6 protein-coding genes are annotated in these 4,555 nt (G+C 64.6%); 1 reads left to right on the top strand and 5 read right to left on the bottom strand.

Features of this window, described 5'->3' with window-relative positions; genetic code table 11:
- From ACZ60T_RS34045 to ACZ60T_RS34030, 4 genes are all read right to left on the bottom strand, one after another.
- The coding region (locus ACZ60T_RS34045; protein WP_469669496.1) for a hypothetical protein at positions 1–286 on the bottom strand (286 nt) is incomplete at its 3' end.
- 142 nt (positions 287–428) lie between these two features.
- Positions 429–740 (bottom strand): hypothetical protein, encoded by a 312-nt coding sequence (locus ACZ60T_RS34040; RefSeq protein WP_469669495.1) that lies wholly within the window; start codon positions 738–740, stop codon positions 429–431.
- Positions 737–2,173, bottom strand: a complete 1,437-nt coding sequence (locus tag ACZ60T_RS34035) for a hypothetical protein (protein WP_469669494.1) — start codon at positions 2,171–2,173, stop codon at positions 737–739. The genes ACZ60T_RS34040 and ACZ60T_RS34035 overlap by 4 nt, the downstream gene beginning before the upstream one ends.
- Before the next feature lie 2 nt (positions 2,174–2,175).
- Positions 2,176–2,586, bottom strand: a complete 411-nt coding sequence (locus tag ACZ60T_RS34030) for a hypothetical protein (RefSeq protein ID WP_469669493.1) — start codon at positions 2,584–2,586, stop codon at positions 2,176–2,178.
- Between the two features lie 201 nt (positions 2,587–2,787).
- Between ACZ60T_RS34030 and ACZ60T_RS34025 the strand changes: the two genes are divergently transcribed.
- The gene (locus ACZ60T_RS34025; RefSeq protein WP_469669492.1) at positions 2,788–3,078 is read left to right on the top strand and encodes a hypothetical protein; all 291 of its coding nucleotides are present in this window, start codon (positions 2,788–2,790) and stop codon (positions 3,076–3,078) included.
- Positions 3,079–3,333: 255 nt separating this feature from the next.
- Here the strand turns inward: ACZ60T_RS34025 and ACZ60T_RS34020 are convergent.
- Positions 3,334–4,555 (bottom strand): protein rep (locus tag ACZ60T_RS34020; protein ID WP_469669491.1); only part of this gene is annotated, 1,222 nt, incomplete at its 5' end.

The raw sequence follows: 4,555 nt of genomic DNA, 5'->3' as shown, positions 1-4,555 counted from the left end.
ACCGCTTCCCGCGACGCTCCTGCCAGACCTCTTTTGCCTGGTCAGGCCCCGTATTTGCCTCGTCCGGTGAAACATTGTTCGCGTAGTACGTACTCTGGCCTTCCGCCGGGCCGCCGGGGGCGGCCCCGGCTCCCCTCAAGGCTTCGCCACCGGGGGCCGGGGAGACCCGGCGGAAGGCGGTGGCCTGGAGGATGGCGCGAGCCTGTTCCGCGTCCAGAGATCCGGGGTCATCAGACACGAGATCTGACGGGTGGTCGATGGCAGTGGTCTGCCCTACGCTGTCCACAGACGTTCTCCGTTTTGCTGTCGCAGGTTGAGCGGAGACCAGAGGCCCGAGCGTTGTCGCGACGCTTCGGGCCTCCGTCGTTCTCCGATGATGCGATCCTTGACTCTGTGGCCGACCGGCGTGCTATCGACGCGCCGGGCGGTCACTTCGTCGTTTGCGGCCCCATCAGGGTCTTGATCACGAGCCAGCCGAGTGCGCAGGAGATCGCGCCGATGCCGACGGCGACGGCGACGACGGCGACGGCCAGGAGCACGGCGACCACCAGGGCCCCGGCCCCGCCAGCAGCCACGAGCTGACCCGCGTGCTGACGGAGCCAGGAGGGCGCCGGAGCGGCCTGCTGGACGATGACGTAGGCCGGGGGCTGTCCGAGGCTCTGAGGGACGCTCAGGGCCTGTCCGGGGCCGACGTGGATGGGCTGGGGTGTGTAGACCGGGGTCGGCTCGTAGGTGGTCACGAGGCCCTCCTTCGACGGGTGGTCTTGGCTTCCTTCTGGAGCGGGACCGAAGCGCCGGCGGAAGTGCCCGCGGCTGCATCGGCGGAGACGTCCACGATCGTCGGAGCAGCCGCGGGGATGACGTCGCGCCGGAGGTGGGAGGTCGAGGCGATGAAGCCGGGGAGCTGGTCCTCGTCCAGGTCGCCGACGCGGATTCGGTCGTAGCGGCCACCCAGGCCGGGGACGCCGGTGACGACGCAGACCCCGACGTTGCTGTCCTTGTCCACGAGGGCGGATGGGTCGTTGGCCTCGTCCTTGCGGATGCCGGGGCCGAGTGCTGCTTCCGCCGCGTCGGTCGTGAAGACGGGGAAGCACACGCCGACTTCCAGGTTGTCTCGGACGGCGGTCGGCAGGGCGTCGGCGGTCTGCTTCTGGGTGCCGAAGACCCCGAGGACTCCGAGCGCTCGACCTTCCTTGGCGATGGTCTGCATCATGCGCTGGTTGTTCTCTACGACCTGCTTGTCCTTGCCTGTCAGGCCCTTGACGTCGCTGTAGTTGTGGCACTCGTCCATGAAGATCACGACGAGCGGGTTCAGCTCTGTCGGTCCGTGCTTCCAGAACTTGTGGGTGCCGCGTTCCTCGACCAGAGCGGCCGGGCGGTCCTTGAGCAGGCGGACGAGTTCGGTCAGCCGCTGGTTGGCCGTCTCGGGGTTGTCGCCGACAACGAACATCGCGCGGGAGCCGACCTCTCCCCAGTCGCCGTACCGGGGATCGCTGGTCTTGCCGTCGAAGATCGCGAACTGGACGTTGGCGCGGTTGGACAGCGAGGCCATCCACGCGAGCATGAGCATCGTCTTGCCGAAGCCGGGGAGGCCGCCGACCTTGATGCCGCTCAACTGCCGTAGTGGGATGGCGACTTGACGCATCCAGGGGTTGTGTCCCATGGGCAAGAGCCACTCGTCCTGGCCGGGCCAGGCGTACGGCAGGTGTTCGTCCAGCGGGTTGCCGACGATGCCGCGAACCTCGACCAGTCCGGCCGCGAGCCGCTTCACTTCGACGGTCTCGCAGCCCCAAGCGTCGGCCAGCCATCCGCCGGCCTTTTCGACTTCCTCGACCCCGACCTTCGGGATCGTCTTGACCACGGCCCGGATGCCCCACGGCTCAGGGAAGCACTTCATGCGCGGGACGACCGTGATCGGCTTGGCGACCTTGCCTTGCCAGTCCTTGCGGCCCTTGGTGTTCTCGTCGATCCGAGCGAGGCCGACGTTCGGCGCGAGCCGCTTCCACTGGCGGCCGACCCGCCAGGCGTGACGGATGCGGATGCGCTGGAACGGGGTGGCCCGGATGTACTGGTAGGTGGCGATGAAGAGGCGGACCGCCCCCCAGGCCACGAGCCCCACGAGCGTGAGGATCATGACCAGGGGAGCGAGGCCCAGAGCGTCAGTGGTGGACACGGTCAGCCTTCCTGCGAGGCGGTCTTGCGGGACGCGGGCACGGCGGTGGCGGGGACGATCTCGTCGGCGGCGTACCAGGCGGAGCCACCCCGCACGACGTCGTTGCCGTTCTTGTCCTTCTTGGTCTCGACCGGCGAGACACCGACCCGGAAGCCGTTCAGGTGAACCGGCTGCGGCATCCCGCCGAGTGCCTCGGCGGGGTCACGGTGGGAGGCAACACCGATCTTGAGGACCTCGTTCGTCACGCGGCCGAACTGCTCGAACCCTGCGACGACCTCGACGGTCCACTTCGGGGTGCCGTCCGACGTCGTGTCCTGCTTCTGGTTGTCGCCGAACACGAGCTTGGGGGAGGAGCTGAGGAACATGACCATGCGGAAGGTGGCGGCCTGGTCAACGTGGAAGATCGCGGGCATTGCGGTACCTCTTCTGGAGTAGTGGATCACTGGTCTAGCAGGAGTCTCGGACAGTCGGCCTGTGGATATTGGCCGAGCATTCGAGGTGACAGGTCGTCATCTCCGTAGGGGCTGACTACGGCCTGTGCTGTCCACTACTCTGAGGTCACTAGACGCCATGTGTCAAGCGACTATCCATGTACCGCTTAGAGGAGTCACGCAATGTCACGTTCTGTCCCGCAGGCCGCCCGTACCGAAGCCCAGCAGCGAATCCAAACGATCTCCGAGCTGACGGCCTACCTGGGGCATGCCGAGGCAGCCATGGCCGGAGACGACGCGGAGTGGTACCGGACCTTGATCCGAGCCCTTGCACAGATCGGGGACGTGGCTAAGACGGCAGAAATTGAAATGACCGCCATGGCTTCTGATGCAAAAGCCTTGACGGTCACGGAAATTGCGAAAGCCGCCCAGATTACGAGGGCGGCGGTATACGGACGAACTAAGCGCAAGTGAGGACGAGTTGCCCGGCGGGGGCCGTAGCCTTCGCCGCAGGCGATCGCGTTTTTTTGGTGATTCCGGGCCGAGGAAGTCTTTACCTAAAGCTGATCAATGGGGCCCCTCCGGGAGCAAGAAAAGGGGCCCGGTCCTTTGCTTCGCACGGTCAGGCCCTGCGGCCCTGAACTTGGTACAAGTATATTGGCCCCTTTTCATGCTCCCGCCCCATTGATCACCTTTAGGTAAACACTTCCCCAACCCTAGGGAAGTTGATCACCCTAAGGCAGGCTCCTCATCGGCATCTGACGAACCGTCAGAGTCTTCTGACGGGGCATCAGGTCCAACTTCGTATTCCAGGTGGTAGGCCGTGAGCATGTTCACGAGTTCCGCGAAACCGCCGTTCTCAGCAGCGTCGAGGAGCTGAGTTTCCAGGCCGGGCACCTCCCGCATCCGCTTCAGCGATTCGGCCGGCAGAACGGCCCAGCGGTCACCGCCCACCTTGTCGTTGACCACCTCTTCGTCAGTCTTCTCGACTTCCTTGGGCAGCAGGTCGGGCCGGAGACCTCGACTCCAGGTAATCGCCCGGCGGTTGAACGTGCCTTTCTCGTACTGCTGCCAGACCGGAATCACGTCCATGTCTCCGGTGAGTCGGAAGTATTCCAGGAGTTCGAACGGAGCCAGGGTCTTGAGACTGCCCGACTTCATATCGCCACGGGCGATCTCGTTTCCGAGTCCCCGACCCTCTTGGAGCTTGGCGATATATTCGCCTGCCTCCTGAGGAGTTGTGACCTTGGACCAGACGATGCCGTGCTTCTCGGTCGGCTCGTAACCGTGCTTCTTCATCCAGGCCCGCCAGGTTTTCCACCAGCGACCCATCATGTAAGCAAGTTCTTCCGTGGTTTCGTCATTCATGAGAACGACCACGTGCAAGTGCGGGTGGAATCCGTTTCGGTGACCCCATGTCACTTCCAGAGAACGGATATAGCCGCGAATTCCGAGTTTGTCTTTTTCCCCAAGAAGACCTGTTTTCTTATCGCCTGCCCATGCCTTTCCGGACATCAGCCGACGCCAACCGTTGGCGACCGCATCGAGGACCGGGGCCAGGTCGTGGTACTTCTTGTGACGGGCCGTCAGGGTGACCATCCAGGCCGTTCCGCCGTCTTCGATCATGTGCTTGGCGACGGCCCGAGCGATCTCGTCGGCACGGACGAGGCGGATCTTCGCGGCGCAGACGGGGCAGGCCCAGATCGAACCGCAGGAGCAGTAGCCCGACCATGACGCGTGACCGTCGTTGATCACGATTGCGGCGGACCCGTTTCCCTCGTTGCCGTTGGTCACGAGCCCGCACTTCTTGACACGCGGCAACGTGCTGATCCGCCGGAGGACGACCCGTTGGGCGAACCGCTTCCCGCGACGCTCCTGCCAGACCTCTTTTGCCTGGTCAGGCCCCGTATTTGCCTCGTCCGGTGAAACATTGTTCGCGTAGTACGTACTC

This window comes from Streptomyces sp. NPDC104371 (assembly GCF_055583785.1).
The sequence above is the reverse complement of the archived record's forward strand: the minus strand, read 5'-3'. Positions and strand labels throughout refer to the sequence as shown.